Below are 20,904 nucleotides of genomic sequence, written 5' to 3'. Positions count from 1 at the left end.
GAGAGCATCAATAAAACAATAGATTATGGCAAAAATAAGTTTTAAAGGTGGTGAGGTTAATACTATAGGTGCATTACCAAGTAAAGGAACTCAAGCTCCTAATTTTACATTAGTAAATGGTCAGTTAGCAGAAGTGTTTCTTCCTGATTATAAAGGAAAAACAGTTGTTTTGAATATTTTTCCGAGTTTAGACACTAGTGTATGTGCTGCTTCTGTTAGAAAATTCAATCAGGAGGCTGCTAAATTAAACAACACAGTTGTTTTGGCAGTATCAGCAGACCTTCCTTTCGCTGCAGGAAGATTTTGTACAGCAGAAGGAATTGAAAATGTAACTCCGGTGTCAGTTTTTAGAAGCCCGGAATTTGGAAAAGATTATGGTGTGTTGATGACAGATGGTCCACTTAAAGGCCTTTTAGCCCGTGCAGTGGTAGTTATCGACCCAAAAGGAAATATATCGTACATTGAGTTGGTTCCTGAGATTACGCAAGAGCCTAATTATCAGACCGCAATCAACTCTATTGTGTAGTTTTGTAAAGTTTGTGTTAAGAAGGAGAGTCTGCGAAGTGATTTCGCGGACTTTCTATTTTTATAACACTTGCTTTATTTTTAATCCACATATATAAAGAGCAAATCACGCTTTTTTCACTAACTTCGTTTTTGTATCAGAATCCATTATTTCTGGCATAATTCTTCTATCATTTAAGAATTTAATTTGTAAAATAATCTAGAACCTGTATTGGCATTATGAGAAAAGTTACCAAAGAAGCAGCCTTGCTTTATCACTCGAAGGGCAAACCCGGAAAAATAGAGGTGGTTCCAACCAAACCTTATAGTAATCAAACCGATTTGGCATTAGCCTATTCGCCGGGCGTAGCAGAACCTTGTCTCGAAATAGAGAAAGATCCAGATACGGCATACGATTATACCATCAAAGGTAATTTAGTAGCAGTTATATCAAACGGTACATCAGTACTAGGGCTCGGTGATATTGGTGCTTTGGCAGGTAAACCCGTAATGGAAGGTAAAGGATTACTTTTTAAGATATTTGCAGGTATAGATGTATTTGATATAGAAGTGGATGAAAAAGATCCTGAAAGATTCATACAAACGGTAAAGGCTATTTCTCCAACTTTTGGAGGAATCAATCTTGAAGATATAAAAGCTCCTGAGTGTTTTGAAATAGAACGTCGACTAAAAGAGGAACTTGATATCCCCGTTATGCACGACGATCAACATGGTACAGCCATCATCTCGTCTGCTGCTTTATTGAATGCTTTGGAAATTGCAGGAAAGAAGATAGAGGAGGTAAAGCTTGTTGTGAGTGGTGCAGGAGCGTCTGCCGTAGCTTGTACTAAATTGTATATGAGCTTAGGTGTGCGTAAAGAGAATGTTGTGATGTGCGATAGTAAAGGGGTTATATCTTCAAGCAGAACAAATCTGGATGATCAGAAGAAGTTCTTTGCTACTGATAGAGATATTTCTACTTTGACAGAAGCAATGAAAGACGCTGATGTTTTCTTAGGCTTGTCTAAAGCAGGAGTGGTAACTCCCGATATGTTGAAATTGATGAATGATAATCCTATTGTATTTGCTTTGGCAAATCCCGATCCCGAGATTGCTTATGACGATGCAGTTGGAGCAAGAGAGGATGTTATATTTGCAACCGGAAGATCTGATTATCCTAATCAAGTAAATAATGTACTAGGATTCCCCTATATATTTCGTGGAGCTTTAGATGTTAGAGCCAAAGGTATAAATGAAGAAATGAAATTGGCTGCCGTAAAAGCTCTGGCTAATTTGGCAAAAGAATCGGTTCCCGATGTCGTAAATGCTGCTTATGGGCTTCAACGTACTGTATTTGGACGAGATTATTTTATACCCAAGCCATTAGACCCTCGTTTGTTGACAGCTGTGTCTATTGCTGTTGCAAAGGCTGCAATAGAATCGGGTGTTGCGCGTAGACCTATTGACGATTGGTCTGCTTATGAGAATAAACTGACCGAGATGATGGGGTATAGCAATAAATTGGTGAGACAGTTGACCAGTCTGGCTAAAAAACATCCAAAGAAGATTGTATTTTGTGAAGGTAATCACATCAATATGATAAAGGCGGCTGTTATTACTAAGAACGAAGAGATTTGTGATCCTATTCTTATTGGTAATGCAGAACGTATACAACGAATTGCAAAAGATAATAATTTGAATATTTCAGGTATTGAAATTATAAACCATAGAGCTTTGACCGAAGATATTCGTCGTGATAAATATGCTCGTATATTATCTGAAAAAAGACAAAGACAAGGTATTACCTATGTTGAGGCTTTTGAGAAAATGAATGACCGTAACTATTTCGGTATGATGATGGTTGAAACCGGAGAAGCTGATTCTCTTATTACAGGGGTGTATAGTCATTACCAAGAGTTTGCTCAAAAGGCTATTGAGGTAATAGGTTTACGTCCAGATACCGATCATTTTGCAGCAATGCATATTTTACAGACTAAAAAGGGTACATTCTTTATTGCTGATACGCTAATAAATAGATGGCCTAATAAGGATGCTTTGGTTGATATTGCAAAATTGACTCACAATGCAGTGAAGTTTTTTAATATTGATCCTGTAATGGCAATGCTATCTTTTTCTAACTTTGGCGCAGATAAAGACGGAAGTCCTCATAGTATTGCTCAGGCGGTAGATTATTTGCATAAGAATAATCCGGAGATAGAAATTGATGGAGAGATGCAGGTTAACTTCGCTCTAAATAAGGAATTAAGAGATACAACATTCCCTTTTAATACATTGAAGGGTAAAGATGTAAATACACTTATATTTCCCAATTTAAGCTCGGCAAATGTAGTTAGCAGATTACTTGTCGATTTGGGAATATCGGGTGAAACAATAGGACCTATTCAAATGGGGCTGAACAAACCAGTACATTTTACAGATATAGAAAGCTCGGTGCGAGATATAATAAATCTGACAACGGTAGCTGTTATTGATGCAATTGTATATGAGAGTAAATCGTCAAATTAATAAATTGAAGGTATCCAAATAATGGCGAAAAGCTCATATGGATGCTTGCTAAAATAATAAATAGATATTTATGAAAAAAATAGTATTACTATTATTCGTTTCGGTTGCTTTTGTTTCTTGTAATAGTAATTCACCAAAAGTAGCTGCCGAAAAATTCACCGAAAGTATGGCTAAAGGCGATCTGGAAGATGCTAAAAAATACGTGACTGCAGGAACTGCTTCTCTTATTGATATGGCAACTCAAATGTCGGGTGATGCACTACCTAAATATCCGGACTTTAAGTTTGAGATGATTAAAGATTCAATTGTTGGAGATTCAATAGCTTGGGTTACTTATTTATCGCCTCAGGGTAATCAAGAGGAACTTAACTTAGTGAAACGAGATGGTGAATGGAAAGTTACAATGGGTAAATAAGGCACAGACCTTTTTATTACCTCGGTAAATATTATTACCCGTTACTGTTTTATATATTATACGGTAAATAGTTGGATACTCTTAAAATCTTTTTGTTAAGCTTGTTTTTGTTATTATTGGGCTGTCATAAGAATGAAAAGATCAATGATAATGGATTAAATACACAAGAGTTTCAAAATGGAGATATTATATATCGTCATGGGAATGGATTCTTCTCTGATTATTTTAGAAAATCATCAAATAGAGAACAATTGTATTCCCATGGCGGTATTATTGTTATAGACAGTAGCCAAGTGTATGTAATACATTCTGAGGCGAGCGAGTTTACAGGAATAGGAGGTGTCAGAAAAGAGGAACTAGACACTTTTCTGAAAGATATATCTACTTGGGGAGTTTATAGATTAGATACAACACAAATAGTTCGAGATTCTATCGTTTGCGTTGCTACTCAATATTTGAATAAGGAGACACCTTTCGATCTCGATTTTGACAATAGTTCTGATGAGAAAGTATATTGTACGGAATTGATCGCTATTTCGATCAATAACGCCATCCATCGGAATTTGATAAAACCGACGGGAACTATTCGTAATAAGCAATACTACGCAATTGATGATACTTATCTTATAAAAGAAATGAAACCGATCATCAGAAAATAAAACTGGGAGACCTTAAACGGCAGGTAAACTCATACCTGTTATCTTTCGGTATAAATCTAAAGCATAAATATCGGTCATTCCCGAAATATAATCCAAGATAGCCAATACACGCGTGTATAATGACGGGTATTGTACCTCATACTGCTCGGGAACCCTTCTTAATAAAAGTTGAGAATATGCTTTGTCCGGATCGCGTATTGCATCCATCAATGTATCTAATAGTAATCCGATAATGCGATGTCCTGCAAGTTCTATGTCCAGAACATCTTTAGCTCTATAAATGTATTTGACACTGTATTCAGTACACGTTTTGTATGCTTCTCTCGAAAGATTAGGAATATGTTTGATTAAAGCTCCATTGAAAGTTCCACAAAGAATTTCTTCTTCGTGGTCTATGAATACCTGAGCACATTCATTTACAAGCAAGCCTATAACATTAGATCGTAAATAAGCCAATTGTTCATTTACATCGTTTACAAGCAGCATCGTTCTTCTCATTTTTTCTTGCCTTTCGGGAGGAAAGAAATTCATAAAAAGTTCTATTGTTCTTTCAGTTGTCAGAATATGTAGTTTATGAGCATCCTCAATGTCCATAATCTTGTAACATATATCATCGGCAGCCTCTACAAGATAAACAAGAGGGTAACGAGCCAATCTAAGGGGCTGTTCCTGCAATTTAGGTATTCCTAGTTCATCTGCTATTTTTGTTACGTCAGCCTCCTCTGCTTGGAAGAATCCAAATTTACCTTTACCATGTGCCAATTCTGATGAAAAGGGATATTTTATGATAGAAGCCAACATGGAATAAGTCATAGCAAAACCTCCTTTTCTACGTCCTATAAACTGGTGGGTTAGTAGGCGAATTGAGTTTGCATTTCCATCGAAATTAATAAAGTCTTCCCATCGTCCATCACCTTTTACTATATCGTGATAAAGTGGTTGTCCTTTACCTTCTGAAAAATAAGTGGCAATGGCTTTTTCTCCCGAATGTCCGAAAGGAGGATTACCCAAATCGTGAGCCAAACAGGCAGCAGCAACAATTGATCCTATTTCTTCAAAAGCTGCTGGAGAATCCGGATATTTTGTGCGTAGCGTCTTAGACACCATCAAACTGATAGATCGTCCCACAGAAGATACTTCTAAGCTGTGCGTTAATCTATTATGTACAAATACACTGCCTGGAAGTGGAAATACTTGAGTTTTATTTTGAAGCCTTCTGAAAGGCGATGAAAAGATGAGGCGGTCGTAATCTCTTTGGAAATCGGAGCGATCATGTTGTCTTTCGTCATGAAATTCTTCCATTCCAAAACGTTTAGACGATAATAGTTTTTGCCATTCCATATTTAAGTAGATGAAAACGTTTAATGATATATTCTAATTTGTACGGGGTAGGGCTTGCTCTATGCATTCAATTGCTGCAAATAGATAAGCTGTCCCCTAAACCTAAACACTAAAAAGGTCTAAGACCTAAAGATAGGATTAAATTATTTTTTAGTCAATCTATTGAGCTATAAAAGACAAACGAGACTATTATAATAGTCTCGTTTGTGAAGTTATTCTCGTTTATAAGAATGAATCGTCTTTTAATCTAATGGAGAAAAGAATAAAAAGGTTTGTAACCTGTTTATCTATCCAGAATTAGTTTATCAGCCATAGTTTTACCTAAAGCTATACAAGCATCATAAGTTTGAAGGCTCATCGATTGTTTCATTTCTACGGGAGTACCTATTATCTCGAAGTTGGTACTTTCAGCAAACTGTGCTATGCGTTTAAGTGCTGCACCTGCCCATGTATATGAACCGAAATAGCTGAAATATCTGTTTTTCATATCTCTTTCTTCTATTTTTGCAAGAAGAGTGGCTACCTCTGGAAACAATTTATTGTTATAAGTAGGCGATCCTATTATAAGACCTTTATACTTAAATATATCACGAATAATATATGAGTGAGAGCGTTTAGATGTATTATGGAGTATAATTTCTTTAATACCTTGTTGAGCCAATTCCAAAGCTATTGTCTCAGCCATTTGCTCGGTATTTCCGTACATACTTCCGTAGGCTATAACTACACCTTCATCGCCTTCATATTTACTTAGTTTGTCATAGATTGAAATAACTTTACTTATTTGCTCGGGAATAGTCCAGATAGGACCATGAGTAGAGCAAATATAATTGATTTCGAGGTGACTTAGTTTTTGTAATGCTTTTTGAACGGGAGAACCAAACTTACCTACCACATTTGAATAATAACGTACCATCTCATCATAGTAACGCTCTGGGTGTAATTGTTTGTCGGTAATTCCACCGTCAAGTGTACCGAATGTGCCGAATGCGTCTCCTGAGAAGATCATTTTCTCGGTTGTTTCATAAGTCATCATAGTTTCTGGCCAGTGTACCATTGGTGTTAGATAAAACACTAAGTTGTGTTTACCTAAGCTCAATTGTTCGCCGTCTTCTATAACTAATACACCGTCAGTAATACCATAAAATCCGCTTACCATATCGGCAGTTCTTTTGTTGCCGACAATCTGAATGTTTGGATATTTGGTTTTAAGTAATCTTAGCGATCCTGAATGATCGGGTTCCATGTGATTGATTACTAGGTAATCAAGTTCCTTTCCGTCTAGTGCTGTTTCTAATTTCTGTAGAAAAATGTCTGAATAACAGATGTCTACAGTGTCGAATAGTGCTGTTTTTTGGTCTACAATTAAATAAGAATTATACGAAACTCCTTTAGGGAGAGGCCATAAATTTTCGAATAAAGCCTTTGTTCTGTCATTAACGCCAATATAGTATAAGTCTTCCTTTATTTGAATAGGTTTTAACATAATACAAATAATATATTATTTTTTATCGATAGTTTGTTCTTTGTTTTTAAGGGCATTATATACTAACCAAACACCCCATATAACGAATGGGATACTTAGTAATTGTCCCATATTAATACCTATACTTGCTCTCATTTGTACTTCAAAAGGCTCTTGTACGTTCTTCATGTATTCGATAAAGAATCGAGATAAGAAAATTCCGATTAACGAAATACCTAATATAAGACCTTGCTTCTCTTTAGCACGTGTTTTGTAAAACATATACATGGTCAGAATAAATATCGCAAAATATATGACAGCTTCATATATTTGTGTAGGGTGGCAAGGTAATTCTCCTGCTCCTCCATCTACAAGAGGCAAGTGCCAGCTTCTATCTCTTACGAAATTGAATCCCCAAGGCATTGTCGTAGGGCCTCCGTATATTTCGGAATTCATAAGATTTCCTACGCGAATAAAAGCAGCTCCAATGGCAACCCCTACAATAAGGCGATCGAGTGCCCATATAATACTTTTTTTACTGACGTTGCGGCAGAAAAGCCAGATACCGATAGTCATCCCTATTGCCCCACCATGACTAGCAAGACCACCTTCCCAAATCTTGAGAATTTCGATTGGATGAGATAGATAATATCCTGGGTCATAGAATAGACAATGTCCAAGTCGGGCACCTATTATAAGACCAATTAATACATACACAAAGAGAGAATCGAACCACTTTTCGGGAAGTTTTTCCGATTGATACATTTTTTGTACCACATAAGACGTACAAAGTACTCCTATTGCCCAACATAATCCGTACCAACGGATTTCTCGTCCAAAAATATTAACTAATTCAGGACTAACATCCCATGTGATAAAAGCAAGCATAAATAAATGTTATTAGAACAGACTTCTTTATTAAATATACAGATGATATTATGTTATAAAGAGGGCATATTACTATTAAAGACGCAAATATACAGAAAATAAAATAGATTTATCTAGCTAATAAACCATAAAATATTTTGTCCGAATACTTGGTTTTTAGTGGCTTTTAATTGATTATCCCGGATAAACCTTTTGTAATGATTTCTGTTATATGTGTAAGCTGTTCTAAAAAAATGCATTATTTTTGAAGTTATAATACTACTAAAATGGTAAATGCAACCAGGTTGCAAGATAGAATTGTTACTTTTGTAGTCTGATGTGGTAGAACAAATTATGAATAAGAAGAAATTTATAATACAAATATGTTTGATGCTCGCCTGTATATTTTTACAGGTTCACATTATTCTACCTCATTTTCATCACGATGGAATTGTATGTATAACCAAAGAAGGAAATACTGAATGCCTAAAATGTCATTCTTCCTCTGAAAGCCATAACCATGCGAAAGACCATTGTGCTGATACTCTTGATAAATGCGATTTGAAACAGATTGTTATGCGTCAGTATGATTCTGATGATGATACCAATAGTTTACATTCAATAGATCTGCTTACTGTGTATTGTCTGATTTATCCATTGACTAATCTTCATTTAGAGTTTCCATATTCTTCCCTTGATTGGACTCAAATACCTTATTTCGATAATTATACTTCCCCTTTTACTGGCTCTGTGAAAAGTTTAAGAGCCCCTCCTGTGTCTTCCTTTTTAGGATAAACCACGTAAATTAATTCGTATTAGTCAAGATTACTAAACACATCCGATTTGTGTTTTGGTAGGGCATAAATTGTTTATTAAAAGAAACAAAATGAGAAAAAATATATTGTTTGTATTCAGTCTTATAATTTTAGGATGGGGATGCTCAGGACATGGCGATCACTCGCATGATGAAGTAAAAACGGAAGAAGGCGATCACACAGATGAAGTAGTCTTTACTACCGAACAGGCTAAAGCTATAGGTTTGGAGACTGTTACAGTAGAAGCGGGAGAGTTTCATGAAGTTATTAAAACCAGTGGGCAGATTCTTTCGGCACCTGGAGATGAAATTGTAGTATCGGCTACGGCAAGTGGTATCGTCACTCTAGATAGAAATTCTCTTACAGAAGGTCTTTCTGTAAAAAGGGGAGAGTCATTACTTTCTATATCTTCTCAAGATCTACCCGATGGCGACCCAGGAGTGAGAGCTAATGCTGCCTATGCAATAGCGGAGAAAGAGTTTCAGCGTGCACAATCTCTTATTGGAGACAAGCTTATTTCGGAAAAAGAATATAATGAGGCTAAGTTGAATTACGAAAATGCAAAAGTGTCTTATCAATCTTATTCTAAAAATAGAGCAGGTGGTGGAGCTGTAATATCATCTTCTCTTAGTGGTTTTATCAAAGCCAAATTAGTAAATGAGGGAGAGTATGTAGAAGTAGGACAGCCTTTGTTTAGAATTACTCAAAATAGAAAACTACAACTTCGGGCAGACGTTTCCGAGCGCTATTATAAATCGCTGGGTACTATTATATCTACTAATTTCAGAACACCTTATGATAATCATATTTATGAACTGTCAGAACTAGAAGGACGATTGGTTTCGTATGGTAAGTCGGTAGGAAGTGAGGGTTTTTATATTCCGGTGAATTTTGAATTTAATAATGTCGGTAATATTATCGCAGGTTCTTATGTAGAAGTATTTCTTCTGGGAAAATCACGTCCCGATGTAATTTCAATACCACTATCAGCATTGGTTGAAACGCAAGGATTGTTCTTCGTTTATGTACAGGTTAATACTGATGATTATCGGAAACAAGAGGTGAAAACAGGAGTTAGTGATGGTAAGAAGATTGAAATTATATCAGGATTGAAAGCCGGAGACAAAGTGGTAGTCAAAGGTGCATACCATATAAAACTTGCGGCTGCGTCAGGATCAATTCCTCATGGTCATACTCATTAAGAGGGTCGTATAACCTTGTTATTGCTTTGGTAAATATTACTCCAAAGCCTGCTATACTATTGTTTATGGCAGTAATTAATTTTGAATACTTACATTAAGAGGAATTGATATGTTAAATAAAATAATACACTTCTCATTAAACAACCGGATTGTGGTTCTGGTGGCTGCCTTTCTACTCTTGATAGGAGGAACTTACACAGCCAAAAATATGGAAATAGATGTATTTCCAGACCTTAATGCTCCCACGGTAGTGGTGATGACCGAGGCCAATGGTATGGCTAGTGAAGAGGTTGAACGCCTTGTTACTTATGCTATTGAAGCCGGAATAAATGGTGCAACTGATGTTAGAAGGGTGCGCTCGTCATCTACAACAGGCTTTTCTGTGGTATGGGCAGAGTTTGAGTGGGGAACCGACATTTATAAAGCTAGACAAGTGGTGGCTGAAAAGTTGGCTGCAATAGCTGGAGAGCTTCCCGATAATATAGGGCAACCTACTCTTGGACCTCAATCTTCTATAATGGGAGAGGTAATGACTATTGGTGTTTCGTCCGATACTACTTCGTTATTGGATTTGCGGACTCTAGCCGATTGGGTAATACGTCCTCGATTGTTATCTACGGGAGGCGTTGCGCAGGTTACGGTAATAGGAGGAGATATAAAAGAATTTCAGATATTGCTTGATCCCGGACGTATGAAACATTACGGAGTGGGATTAAATGAAGTGATGGCTGTGGTTCAGGATATGAACAGAAATGCTTCAGGAGGAATACTATACGAATATGGTAACGAGTATATTGTCAGAGGTATTCTTCAGAGTGAAAATACAGATCAGTTAGGTAAAGCTGTTATAAAGAAGCAAGGCGATGGTGTGATTCTTATTAGCGATATTGCAGATATAAAAATAGGAGGAAAAGAGCCTAGACTGGGTGTGGCTTCCGAAAAAGGGAAAGCGGCAGTATTGATCACTATTACAAAACAGCCTAATACAAATACAATAGAGCTTACCAAGAAATTGGACGCTTCTATCATTGATCTTCAAAAGAATCTTCCATCAGATATTAAAATATCGAGTGATATTTTCCGTCAGGAACGTTTTATACAAAATTCGATTGGTAATGTAGAAAAATCGTTGTACGAAGGATCTATTTTCGTGGTAATTGTACTCTTTCTCTTTTTAATGAATACACGTACTACGTTGATCTCGTTGCTAGCTATACCTTTATCTTTATTAGTATCTATATTAACCCTTAAATTTATGGGGCTAACTATCAATACGATGAGTTTAGGGGGAATGGCTATTGCTATCGGCTCATTAGTAGATGATGCCATTATTGATGTGGAAAACGTATTCAAGCATCTTCGAGAGAATAGGGCTAAGCCGAAAGAGGAGCAGTTGCCCGTACTCGAAGTCGTTTTCGAAGCCTCTAAAGAGGTGCGTATGCCCATCCTTAATTCAACTTTAATTATTGTGGCTTGTTTTGTTCCTCTATTCTTTCTGAGCGGAATGGAAGGTCGTATGCTTATGCCGCTGGGTATTGCCTTTATAGTTGCTTTGTTTGCGTCTACGGTTGTCGCTTTAACAGTAACACCGGTTCTTTGCAGCTACTTGTTGGGCAAGACCAAAGGTGATAAAGAAGAAAAAGAACCTCGTTTGGTTTTGACTTTGAAATATTGGTACGAGAAGAGTTTACATTGGGCTCTAGATCATCAGAAAAAGGTGTTGGGTATTACAGGACTGCTGTTAATCTCGGCAATTGTAATCTTTTTTACACTTGGGCGGAATTTTCTTCCTCCTTTCAATGAAGGGTCTTTTACTATCAATATAAATGCTTTACCGGGAATTTCGTTAGATGAGTCGGATAAAATAGGGCGACAAGCCGAAGAGGCACTCTTAGGCATTAAGGAAATACAGACCGTGGGTCGAAAAACAGGTAGGGCAGAGCTCGATGAGCATTCTTTGGGAGTAAATACATCGGAGATAGAAGCTCCATTTATTCTGGGTGATCGTTCAAAAGATGAGCTTTTGGCTGAGGTGCGCGAGAAGTTGAATGCCATTCCGGGTATTGCAGTTGAAGTAGGTCAGCCTATTTCTCACCGTCTCGATCATATGCTTTCGGGTACTAAGGCAAATATTGCGATAAAGCTTTTCGGGGATGATCTGAATCAGCTTTATAAAACAGCCAGCGAAATACGCGATGCTATTCAAAATATAGATGGTATTGCCGATCTGAATGTTGAACAACAAGTGGAACGACCCGAATTGAGGATAACCCCTAGAAGAGAAGTATTAGCTAAATACGGTATTACATTACCCGAATTTTCGGAAATCATTACAACCATGTTGTCGGGCGAAGTTGTTTCGCAAGTGTATGAGAATGGAAAAACGTTTGATCTTACAGTTAAAGTAAATGATGATTACAAAGATCAGGCTGAAAAAATAAAGAACCTGATGATTGATGCTGACGGAACAAAAATACCGCTGGAATATGTAGCAGACATACGCTCATCTATGGGACCTAATACTATTAGTAGAGAGAATGTAGAACGTAAGATTGTTGTGTCGGCTAATGTTACAGATCGCGATTTGCGAAGTGTAGTAAATGAGATACAGGAAACAATAGGTACTAATATTCAGTTTCCTGAAGGCTATCATGTAGAGTATGGAGGTCAGTTTGAAAGCGAGCAGGCAGCATCAGAAACTTTGATGATAACTTCTTTCTTTGCCATTCTTGTCATATTCTTATTGTTATACAATCAGTTTAAGAATGTATCTCAATCTATTATTGTACTTCTCAATCTGCCATTGTCTCTTATCGGAGGTATATACGTTATCTTGTTTACTACGGGCGAAATAAGTATTCCGGCTATTATCGGGTTTATTGCACTCTTTGGAATTGCCACCCGAAACGGTATATTGTTAATGGCTCACTACAATGATTTGCACAATAGGGGAGAAACTATCGAGAATAGTATTATTCATGGATCGCTAGATAGATTAAATCCTATCTTAATGACTGCCCTTTGTTCGGGATTGGCTCTTATACCTCTTGCCGTACAAGGAGATTTGCCTGGTAATGAAATTCAGAGCCCAATGGCTAAAGTTATTTTAGGAGGTTTGCTAACGTCTACACTGTTGAATATGTATATCATTCCTATCATTTACAGAATGATGCAGCAACGGGCATTGAATAAAAAGAAGTAATACTATGAAGCTAATTAAGGTCATATTCCTTTTTATTTCATTGATGAGTGTAATAACAAAAAGTAATGGTAATTATGAAATACAACAATAAATATATTCTACTTATCTATGCATTGATGCTCTCTTGGGGAGTAAATGCTCAGGATAGCTTTCAGCAGGTGTTGAGAAATATAGAGTCTAATAATACAACTCTAAAAGCACTGCAAGAACAGACTAAAGCGGATAAGATAAGTAATAAAACTGCTCTTAATCTGGAGAATCCCGAAGTGGGTGTAGGTTATTTGTGGGGTAGTCCTACGGGTGAAGGTAATCGAAAAGATTTGAGTATAACCCAATCTTTTGACTTTCCCACAGCTTATCGTTACAGATCGCAGGTGGTTGCGGGACAGAATACGCAAGCCGATTTAGCGTATAGGCAACAAGCTAAAGAGATTTTGCAAGAAGCCAGAGCTTTTTGTGTAGAGCTTGTATATCAAACAAAGGTTTATGAAGAATTGATAGAACGGGTAAAGTTCGCAAGAGAATTGAGAGAAGCCTATCAAATACGTTTCGATAAGGGCGATATTAATATTATCGAATACAACAAGACTAAGTTGAATTTGCTGAATGAAGAGAAAGCTTTGCAAATCTGTGAGGTGGAAATTGCGACTCTTCGGGCTGAATTGCAGCGGATGAATGGAGGCGAGCCTCTGATGGATGTCTTGGATACTTATTCTAATTATGTGCTGCCGCTAAGTTTCGATCAGTGGTTTACTATGGCTAAGGTGAATAATCCGGCTCTTGAATTAGCCGAAAAAGAAGTTGATGTGAGCCGTAAGCAGGAGAAACTAACCAAAGCTTTAAATCTACCTAAAATATCGGCAGGATATATGAGTGAGCGTCTTTTAGGTGCTACCCATCAAGGGGTCACTCTTGGAATATCTATTCCGTTATGGGAGGGTAAAAATACGGTAAAACACCAAAAAGCCCAAACTTTAGCTTTGCAGGTACAACACAAAGACTCGGAGCTTCAATTTTATAATAATCTAAAGAATCAATATAGTAGAGCCAGTACTTTGTCGGGTTTGCTTCGCGATTATGAAGAAGTATTAAATGTATCTAATAATAAGAGCTTGTTGAAGAAAGCTTTTGATAAAGGTCAATTATCTTTGATTGATTATTTGTTAGAATTGTCGATCTATTATGATACAATAGATGAATATTTGGAGAGGGAGCGAGATTATCAGCTAGCTTTGTCCGAACTTCAACAATGGGATAGCTAACTTTGAGAACATATAAAAGAGTTATATAATGAGTACAGAATATGTTGCCCGATTAGAGGAAAGAGGAGTAAAACCTACTGCCGTAAGATTATTGATCTTTAAGGCAATGCTGGAATATCCTCAGGCATTTAGTTTGTCGGATCTTGAAATAAGTCTTGATACCGTAGATAAGTCGACCCTTTTTAGAACCATATCATTATTTCATGAGAAGTTGCTGATCCATAGTATTGACGATGGCTCAGGGTCGGTTAAGTACTCGGTTTGTAGCTCCGATTGTAACTGTTCCATTCAGGATTTGCATGTTCATTTCAACTGCCATAACTGTAAAAAGACTTTTTGTATGGAAAATATTTCTATACCTAAAGTTCAGTTACCGCAGGGCTTTCTGTTGGAAAGTGTAAATTTTGTATTGAAAGGTTTATGTGATAAGTGTTCGAAGATTAAAGAATAACTATAATCAGTTCTTTTACTGGAAGGAAGATACTCAAATTTGAGTATCTTCCTTTTTTTTATAACTTTTTTATAATTCTTTCTTCTAAAAATATTAAATGAATATATGGTCTGTGCTACTTGATATTTTTCAACTTATTTTACGGAAAAATCCCGTATAGGGTATAAAAAACTCTGTAATATAGGTTATTATTAGAGTCTATCAGTTTAAATTTTTTCGGCATGATTAAGAATAGAAATACTATGAAAATTACAAGCTTATTGATTATCATTAGCTGTATTGCTTTATTATTTACTTCCTGTGAAAAGGACGAAATGGGTATAGGTACTACTGGAGGTGGCGGTATGGATAACTCCGTAGAATCTACATCTAGTAGATCTGGACTTCAATTACTTGATTTGAATGGAGATTTAGGTCAAGTAAGTGTGAACATAACCAATACAAATGAAGAAGTAGTTTTTTATAAAGAAGTAGATACTTCTTTGGACGAAAATACGTCTATAGATATTTCTAGTTTGCCTTCTGATATCTATTATATTGATATTGTTGGTAAGGATGGGGAAATTATTGAACATGATAGTTTTATTATAAAATGACAAGAAAGCATACAACAGTTTCAAAAGATTATTTATTGAAACTGTTTTTTATTTTTTCAAAGGTTTTAAGAAATTCACCTATGAGAGTAACATCAAACTTTATACTGCTTCTAATTACTACTATTATATTATTTTCTTGTAAAGAAAATAACCATTCCACAGAACTATTAAATAAAGCTCAAGCTATATTGGAGACTAATCCTGATCAGGCACTTAGATTAGTTGATTCTATTGAAAATCCAAAGAATCTTGAAAAAGATGCTTACATGAAATATATAGTAACTTATGTGGGAGCAAAAAAGGAAACAGAAGCTGATATAACTACAGACACTATAATCTTCGAGGCTCAAAATTATTTTAGTAAAAAGGGTGATTTTCCAAATTTAGCATTAGCAAGTTATTATGGAGGATGGGTATATTATGAAAATAATAAATTACCAAAGTCATTGGAAGCTTTTATGCATGGGGCTTATGCTGCTGACAAATCAAACAATTATCTTTTGGCTGGTAGAAGTTTCAATAATATCGGATATATTTATTTTGAACAGGAAATTTTAGATAGTGCTATAGTCAATTATAAAAAGGCCTTGTTTTATTATGATAGAGTAGAGAATATAGATCAAAGAAAATTAAAAACATTAACTAATATAGGAAGATCATATGAAGATTGTAATAAATTTGATAGTGCCTATTTTTATTTCAATAAAGCCTTAGATAAGTCAATTGAAATAAATAATGAGGAATATCAGAGCTTTTCTTTACAGAACTTAGGAATTGTTTGTTATGGTCTTAAAGATTATGATAAAGCGATTGAGTATCTCGAGTCTGCATTGGCTATGAATATTACGAATGAAGTGGAATCTAGAAAAATGCATCTAGTATTGTTGAAAAGCAATAATAAAAAACAAGACTCTAAATCAGCGAAAAAATATGCTGACTTAGTTACTGCAAGTTTACCTGAGGTAAACTATATTCATACAATTAAAGAGATATATGCAGCTCTTGCCGATTATTACCAACAAATAGGGGATTATAAAGAAGCTTTACATTATAGGGATTTAGAAAAAGAAGTCACGCAACAGATAAAAGAAGATACTGAAGTTGCAGCCTTACTCGGTGCTGATAAAAATTTCCACTTAACTTTAAAAAGGCAGCAGATAGATCAGTATAAAGCTCAAGTTTGCTTCTGGTTAATAGTTGGTGGTGTTGTTTTTATTTCAATATTAATTTTATCAGCATTTCTCTTTAAATTACATAAGAAGGATAAAAAGGAAATAGAATTGCAAGCACAAAAATATGATAATATAAAGAGTCAGTTAATCTCTATGAGGATTGAGTCTAAAGCTAAAGAAGCAGAGATAGCATCTATGCTGGCGGATGAGGAAGACGATGAGGATGAATAGTCCCTGCATAGAGTGAAAGTATTAGATATATAATAAAGGTTCGAGAAAATTCCATTCTCGAGCCTTTATTGTTTTAAATATCTAAATTGATTGAATGAAAATCCATTTTGAGAATGAGCTTTCTTTGTTTATAAGATATGACAGATATAATTTTTTATTCTCATAATATATTTAGTTTGGCTTAGCTAATAGATGATATTTATTTGTCAATAATGATACGATAGAGAAAAAGTGTTTTCTAATGACTCTCAAAAAGTAAAAAATGAAATATTAGTTAAAAAAAATGTCTTTTTTTTAGATTGATGATTTTTAAGATTGTTTTGTATTGATTGTTAGATTCTTTAGTGGATTTTGTAGTTGACAGAAGTCTCTCTATTGATGTTTGCTTTGCAACCTTAATGAATGTTTTGTAACTTATTGTTTTTGTTAATATTTAGCATTGTTAAGTATCAGATTTCGAATTTTAGAGGATATAGTCGATATAGGTATTTTCTATAAAGGATAGTTTGTTTATAAATAAAAACTATATATCTTTGCATCATCATAAACGAAATTTATCAACTTAATAATAAAAAATATGGAACCAATTATCAATTCTCAATCACCAGAGTTCAAAGTACAAGCTTATCACAATGGAGCTTTCAAAACAGTTAGCAGCGACGACGTAAAAGGAAAATGGGCTGTTTTCTTTTTCTACCCAGCCGATTTTACATTTGTTTGTCCTACTGAATTAGTAGACATCGCAGATAAATACGATCAACTGCAAGCAATGGGTGTTGAGGTGTATTCTGTAAGTACAGATTCTCATTTTGTACACAAAGCATGGCATGATGCTTCTGAAACTATCCGTAAAATCAAATACCCAATGTTAGCCGATCCAACAGGATTGTTGAGTCGTGCATTTGGTGTAATGATCGAATCAGAAGGAATGGCATACAGAGGAACTTTCTTGGTGAATCCAGAAGGACAAATCAAAATTGCTGAAATTCATGACAATGGTATCGGACGTAATGCTGACGAATTGCTACGTAAAATTGAGGCTGCTCAGTTTGTAGCTACTCACGATGGTGAAGTTTGTCCAGCTAAATGGAAAAAAGGCGATGAGACTTTAAAACCTAGTATTGACTTGGTTGGTAAGATCTAATTAAGGAATACTGAGACCGGCAATTGCCGGTCTTAATTTTTCAGATATCATCCGCTTAAATAACTATTAGGTCGAAGACCATTAAACTGAAAATAAAAATTTAAATATGTTAGATTCCTCTTTAAAAGAACAATTACGTACTGTATTTGCAGAGCTTAAGGCTCAATATACATTTGATATAGCAGTGTCTAATCAACATGAAAGCCGCAACGAATTACTCGAAATGTTATCGGATGTAGCTTCTTGCTCAGATAAATTATCTTGTGAAGTGAATGAAGGAAATGGACTTGAATTTTCGCTCCTCAAAGATGGCGAAAAAACAGGTGTTAAATTTCGTGGCATTCCTAATGGACATGAGTTTACCTCATTACTATTGGCTATACTGAACAGCGATGGTAAGGGAAAGAATATTCCAGATGATTTCATTGTAGGTAGAGTGAAGGCTTTGAAAGGACCTATTAATTTGACTACTTATGTATCTTTAACATGTACCAATTGCCCTGATATTGTTCAGGCTCTGAATGCAATGGCTATCCTAAATCCTGAGATTTCTCACGAAATGGTTGATGGTGCATTGAATCAGGAAGAAGTTGATGCATTAAAATTACAAGGAGTTCCTGCTGTATTTGCAGATGGTAAGTTGCTTCATGTAGGAAGAGGCGATTTTGGAGAATTGTTATCGAAACTCGAAAATCAATATGGTAGCGACGATCAGAAGATCGAAACCGGTACTTCTAAGAATTACGATGTAGTTGTAGTTGGTGGAGGTCCTGCCGGTGCAGCCGCAGCAATATATTCGGCACGTAAAGGCTTAAGTGTAGCATTATTGGCTGAGCGTATTGGCGGACAAGTTAAAGAAACTGTGGGTATTGAGAATATGGTTTCTGTTCCTAAAACCACAGGAGAAGAACTTGCCAATAATTTGAAACTACATATAAAAGACTATGCTATTGATGTATTAGAGCATCGCTTAGTCGAAAATGTAGAGGTAGAAGAAGGTCATAAGGTTGTATATACCAATGTAGGAGAGAAGTTGATAACTCCTGCTTTGATTATTGCAACAGGTGCAAGCTGGCGTAAACTTAATGTTGCTGGTGAATCTGAATATATCGGAAGAGGTGTTGCTTTTTGTCCTCACTGCGATGGTCCTTTCTACAAAGGAAAGCATGCAGCGGTAGTAGGCGGTGGAAACTCAGGTATTGAAGCTGCTATTGACTTAGCAGGTATCTGCTCGAAAGTAACTGTTTTCGAATTTTTAGATGAGCTGAAGGCTGATAAAGTGCTACAAGAAAAAGTAAGAAGTTTGCCTAATGTAGAGATTATTCTAAGTTCTCAAACTACGGAAGTAGTTGGAAATGGTGATAAGGTTACAGGCATCCGTGTAAAAGATCGTAAGACAGAACAAGAGCGTGTTGTTGATCTGGATGGTATCTTTGTTCAGATAGGATTGGCTGCTAACAGTTCGGTATTCAAAGGCGTGGTAAGTACGAATCGTTTCGGCGAAATAGAAGTAGATAGCCATTGTCGTACGGATGTTCCGGGTATTTATGCTGCGGGAGACGTAACTACCGTTCCTTACAAACAAATTATTATAGCTATGGGTGAAGGTGCAAAGGCTTCCCTTTCGGCTTTCGAAGATCGTATCAGAGGTGTACTCTCTTAAATATATAATAAGAATAGAAAAGGCTGCCCATATTGGGTAGCCTTTTTTTTATATTATGCTCTTTGGTTATTATATTTACCAAAGCAATAAAAGGATCTGCGACCTTAGAAATTAAAGTTGTCAGGATCTGACCCTAAGCGCAAGCCTTTGTGTAAAGAGCTTATCTGTTTAACTTCAGTATCTGTCAGTTGAAAATCGTTGATATTCAGATTTTCAATTTGTCTTTCTTTATGCACTGATTTTGGAATCACAATTACTCCACGTTCCAGATTCCAGCGAAGTACTATTTGTGCGGCACTTTTATTATGCTTCTTGGCTATTTCAAGAACCACGGGGTTACTCAATACATCCGATTGCCCTGCACCTAATGGTCCCCATGCTTCGGGGTATATGCCCTTTTCTTTGCAATAGTTAATAAGAGATTCTTGGATAAGGTAAGGATAGCACTCAATCTGATTTACTGCCGGGACTATTTCAGCCTGTTGTAATAGATCATCCAGATGATGAGAGTGATAATTACTTACACCTATCGCTTTCACTTTCCCTGCTCTGTATATCTCCTCCATTTTTTTCCAAACACTTACATAAGTTCCCCTCACAGGCCAATGTACGAGGTATAAGTCTACATAGTTTGTGCCTAGTTTTTCGAGGCTGGCATCAAGAGCTTCTTTTACTTTGCCTGATCGCTGATCGTCATTCCAAAGTTTGGTTGTCAGGAATATTTCTTGGCGAGGTACTCCCGAGTCTTTAATTGCTTTACCTACTTCTTCTTCATTGCCATAAATCATCGCAGTATCTATATGTCTATATCCAACAGATAATGCCGATTTCACTGTCTCATATGCTACGTTTGCATCATTTACTCTAAAGACACCAAGCCCTATGGCGGGTATCCTTACTCCATTGTTTAATATAAATTCTTTCATATAATATTATTGTTAAGGTCTCAGACCAATTTATTCGTTGTTGTGGAGGCGGCAATTAATATTTAGATATTATTGTAGTCTGCTTAGATCTATAAATATAACAATAATTGTTTTCTTTAGTTTATAATTTCCTCTTTTTTAGACTTTTCTCCAATTAATCTTTCATATGGGTTGGTACTGCCGATTGTATGGGTTTTCTCGAAATTTGGACTAAGTTATTACGATCAAATCCTTAATGATTAATCTCATTATATATAATAGGTAGGGATTAGGATGAGTATATATTTGCAATGATGATACCAAATACTCATTTCGAACGACTCATCGGATAAAATGAAAAATGAGTAATATGAGTAAGCTTAACTTTAGATCTTATTGCCTTTATGTTAAATCTATCTCAACAATTCTTTAGTAATGCACAGAATTTTATCGCCGAAAATTTGGTGGGTAACTCTATTTTATT

At 35.9% G+C, this 20,904-nt stretch carries 17 protein-coding genes; 13 read left to right on the top strand and 4 right to left on the bottom strand.

What is annotated here, in order from left to right; all coding sequences use genetic code 11:
• Positions 1-25: 25 nt before the first annotated feature.
• The 4 genes from tpx (at position 26) to HGC4_RS00410 (ending at position 4,104) form a co-directional block, all read left to right on the top strand.
• The gene (gene tpx / locus HGC4_RS00425) at positions 26-526 is read left to right on the top strand and encodes a thiol peroxidase (protein WP_050708143.1); all 501 of its coding nucleotides are present in this window, start codon (positions 26-28) and stop codon (positions 524-526) included.
• A gap of 218 nt (positions 527-744) precedes the next feature.
• Positions 745-3,030: an NADP-dependent malic enzyme gene (locus HGC4_RS00420; protein ID WP_050708142.1), complete on the top strand. Its 2,286-nt coding sequence runs from the start codon at positions 745-747 to the stop codon at positions 3,028-3,030.
• A gap of 70 nt (positions 3,031-3,100) precedes the next feature.
• Positions 3,101-3,445, top strand: coding sequence for a DUF4878 domain-containing protein (locus HGC4_RS00415; RefSeq protein WP_050708141.1), 345 nt, complete (start codon positions 3,101-3,103; stop codon positions 3,443-3,445).
• Positions 3,446-3,516: 71 nt separating this feature from the next.
• A complete protein-coding gene (locus HGC4_RS00410) occupies positions 3,517-4,104 on the top strand; it encodes a YiiX/YebB-like N1pC/P60 family cysteine hydrolase (RefSeq protein WP_050708140.1) in 588 nt (195 codons plus the stop codon).
• 12 nt (positions 4,105-4,116) lie between these two features.
• Here HGC4_RS00410 and dgt read toward each other — a convergent pair whose 3' ends face one another.
• The 3 genes from dgt to lgt all read right to left on the bottom strand — a co-directional run bounded on the left by dgt (position 4,117) and on the right by lgt (position 7,798).
• Positions 4,117-5,445, bottom strand: coding sequence for a dGTP triphosphohydrolase (gene dgt / locus HGC4_RS00405; RefSeq protein ID WP_050708139.1), 1,329 nt, complete (start codon positions 5,443-5,445; stop codon positions 4,117-4,119).
• 283 nt (positions 5,446-5,728) lie between these two features.
• A complete protein-coding gene (locus HGC4_RS00400) occupies positions 5,729-6,931 on the bottom strand; it encodes an FprA family A-type flavoprotein (RefSeq protein WP_050708138.1) in 1,203 nt (400 codons plus the stop codon).
• 15 nt (positions 6,932-6,946) lie between these two features.
• The gene (gene lgt, locus HGC4_RS00395) at positions 6,947-7,798 is read right to left on the bottom strand and encodes a prolipoprotein diacylglyceryl transferase (protein ID WP_050708137.1); all 852 of its coding nucleotides are present in this window, start codon (positions 7,796-7,798) and stop codon (positions 6,947-6,949) included.
• A gap of 333 nt (positions 7,799-8,131) precedes the next feature.
• Between lgt and HGC4_RS00390 the strand changes: the two genes are divergently transcribed.
• The 9 genes from HGC4_RS00390 (at position 8,132) to ahpF (ending at position 19,515) form a co-directional block, all read left to right on the top strand.
• Positions 8,132-8,572 carry a DUF6769 family protein gene (locus HGC4_RS00390; RefSeq protein WP_050708136.1) on the top strand — a complete coding sequence of 147 codons (441 nt, stop codon included), beginning with the start codon at positions 8,132-8,134 and terminating at the stop codon, positions 8,570-8,572.
• A gap of 91 nt (positions 8,573-8,663) precedes the next feature.
• Positions 8,664-9,794, top strand: a complete 1,131-nt coding sequence (locus HGC4_RS00385) for an efflux RND transporter periplasmic adaptor subunit (RefSeq protein WP_050708135.1) — start codon at positions 8,664-8,666, stop codon at positions 9,792-9,794.
• 109 nt (positions 9,795-9,903) lie between these two features.
• On the top strand, positions 9,904-12,996 hold the full coding sequence (locus HGC4_RS00380; protein ID WP_050708134.1) for an efflux RND transporter permease subunit: 3,093 nt from the start codon (positions 9,904-9,906) through the stop codon (positions 12,994-12,996).
• 74 nt (positions 12,997-13,070) lie between these two features.
• Entirely contained in the window at positions 13,071-14,258 is a 1,188-nt protein-coding gene (locus HGC4_RS00375) for a TolC family protein (protein ID WP_050708171.1), read from the top strand.
• A 28-nt stretch (positions 14,259-14,286) separates the two neighbouring features.
• On the top strand, positions 14,287-14,709 hold the full coding sequence (locus HGC4_RS00370) for a Fur family transcriptional regulator (RefSeq protein ID WP_050708133.1): 423 nt from the start codon (positions 14,287-14,289) through the stop codon (positions 14,707-14,709).
• Between the two features lie 221 nt (positions 14,710-14,930).
• A complete protein-coding gene (locus HGC4_RS00365; protein WP_157258040.1) occupies positions 14,931-15,305 on the top strand; it encodes a hypothetical protein in 375 nt (124 codons plus the stop codon).
• The gene (locus HGC4_RS00360; protein ID WP_050708131.1) at positions 15,302-16,708 is read left to right on the top strand and encodes a tetratricopeptide repeat protein; all 1,407 of its coding nucleotides are present in this window, start codon (positions 15,302-15,304) and stop codon (positions 16,706-16,708) included. The genes HGC4_RS00365 and HGC4_RS00360 overlap by 4 nt, the downstream gene beginning before the upstream one ends.
• Before the next feature lie 577 nt (positions 16,709-17,285).
• Positions 17,286-17,852 carry an alkyl hydroperoxide reductase subunit C gene (ahpC, locus tag HGC4_RS00355; protein WP_050708130.1) on the top strand — a complete coding sequence of 189 codons (567 nt, stop codon included), beginning with the start codon at positions 17,286-17,288 and terminating at the stop codon, positions 17,850-17,852.
• 106 nt (positions 17,853-17,958) lie between these two features.
• Entirely contained in the window at positions 17,959-19,515 is a 1,557-nt protein-coding gene (ahpF, locus tag HGC4_RS00350; RefSeq protein WP_050708129.1) for an alkyl hydroperoxide reductase subunit F, read from the top strand.
• Between the two features lie 104 nt (positions 19,516-19,619).
• Here the strand turns inward: ahpF and HGC4_RS00345 are convergent, their stop codons facing one another.
• The gene (locus HGC4_RS00345; protein WP_050708128.1) at positions 19,620-20,441 is read right to left on the bottom strand and encodes an aldo/keto reductase; all 822 of its coding nucleotides are present in this window, start codon (positions 20,439-20,441) and stop codon (positions 19,620-19,622) included.
• Positions 20,442-20,904: the final 463 nt, after the last annotated feature.

Origin of the sequence: Dysgonomonas sp. HGC4, from assembly GCF_001261715.1 — a bacterium.
Classification (GTDB): domain Bacteria; phylum Bacteroidota; class Bacteroidia; order Bacteroidales; family Dysgonomonadaceae; genus Dysgonomonas_A.
This window is presented reverse-complemented; position numbering and strand designations above follow the sequence as displayed.